Consider the following 1,470-nt stretch of genomic DNA (forward strand, 5'->3'; position numbering starts at 1 on the left):
AGGCGTTGCCTGCCCGGCAGCCACGAGGTGTCGCGGTCCGGCACCTGAACATCCCGAGAACCAACCGCTCCCTCGGAACGCCCTTAGCAACGGATTAGGCAGCCACCATGGGGCGAGCCTCGAAGATCATGGCCCCGACGTCGTGCTTTAACGGGCAGGTCCACAGACTGCCCGACTCGCCGGAAGCTTACGGGGCCATGATCACTCGCCCCATGGCAGCTCCCGCCCAAAGTCGCTCCGCCGACCTCCCGCCGCCACCAAGCCGTGCCCTTTGAGCGGGCGTTGATCGGAAACAAGACAGCCTTCCTGGACGGGTTCAGCGGCGGTCTGCTGTTTCTATGCCCTTTGAGCGGGCGTTGGTCGGAAACCAGTTGTGCCCAGGTCATCCCGACCAGCATTCTGATGTTTCTATGCCCTTCAGGCGGGCGTTATTCGGAAACCACGCCATCCTGAAGTTCGACAACAACGGCCACATCTGGTTTCTATGCCCTTCAGGCGGGCGTTGTTCGGAAACGTCCTCGCCAACGGCGGCAGTCAGGACCTCATCCAGGGCAAACTCTAGTTTCTATGCCCTTCAGGCGGGCGTTGTTCGGAAACCGGCCTCGCGTTCTGGTGGTTCATGATCGCCTTCGTCGTTTCTATGCCCTTCAGGCGGGCGTTGTTCGGAAACGCGCCATCAACATGGCCACGGTCTGCGGTTCGCAGAAGTTTCTATGCCCTTTAAGCGGGCGTTTTTCGGAAACACGGACAGCGGGACCAACAAGCTCAAGGCGGTCGACCCGATTCTATGCCCTTAAAGCGGGCGTTGTTCGGAAACCATGAGCCTCGTGTACGCGATCACCGGCTGGGCCGACAAGTTTCTATGCCCTTTAAGCGGGCGTTGGTCGGAAACCCTTCGCCGATTTGGCAGGATCTGACCTGCGATGATGGTGCCCGTTGCGCAGAAATCATCGCAAGAGCACACCCAAAGCAGTGATCCACATCACACGTCCGTAGATCAGCGCCATGACCTGCGGGAACGTGCCGCGCAGAAACCACCCTTCTGGAGCCATCCGGCCGCAGAGCGGTTACGCCCAGGTCGGCGGGTACACGGCGCGCGGTGAGCGGACGTACCCGGTGCCGATACCCGGAGCGGTACGGCAGCGCGGGGAAGGGTGCGGGACGACGGTACAGCAGTGAAGTGCAGCAACCACTGCAACTGCGCTCGCCGTCGCGACAACCCCAAGGCGCCGCGTGGCCAGCCTCCCCGGCTTCAGTGATCGCTCTGCCCGTAGTTCGCATCGAGGAGCTGTGGCACGGTCACCCGGCCGTGCCACTCTCGTGCCAGAACGGACGGGGACTCACGGGGACTCGGGGTTCGCCGGGGCCAGTTCGAACGCCGCCTCGCCCTCGGCGCGGTAGCGGGCCACCAGTCGGCTGACCCAGCCCTGTGACACCCCGTAGGCGCGAGCGACCTCGCCCTGGGTACGG

Annotated in this window: 1 protein-coding gene and 1 CRISPR repeat array; the gene reads right to left on the reverse strand. The window is 63.3% G+C overall.

All coding sequences use genetic code 11. The features are described 5' to 3' along the window. Positions 1-332 precede the first annotated feature (332 nt). Positions 333-892: a CRISPR direct-repeat array (repeat unit 36 nt; unit sequence GTTTCTATGCCCTTCAGGCGGGCGTTGTTCGGAAAC). Positions 893-1,340: 448 nt separating this feature from the next. Then, positions 1,341-1,470, reverse strand: a 130-nt coding sequence (locus OP79_RS58840; protein WP_211271025.1) for a helix-turn-helix domain-containing protein, incomplete at its 5' end; no start/stop codon positions are given.

The organism is Streptomyces yerevanensis (genome assembly GCF_000716805.1).
In the GTDB taxonomy this organism is placed as follows: domain Bacteria; phylum Actinomycetota; class Actinomycetes; order Streptomycetales; family Streptomycetaceae; genus Streptomyces; species Streptomyces flaveus.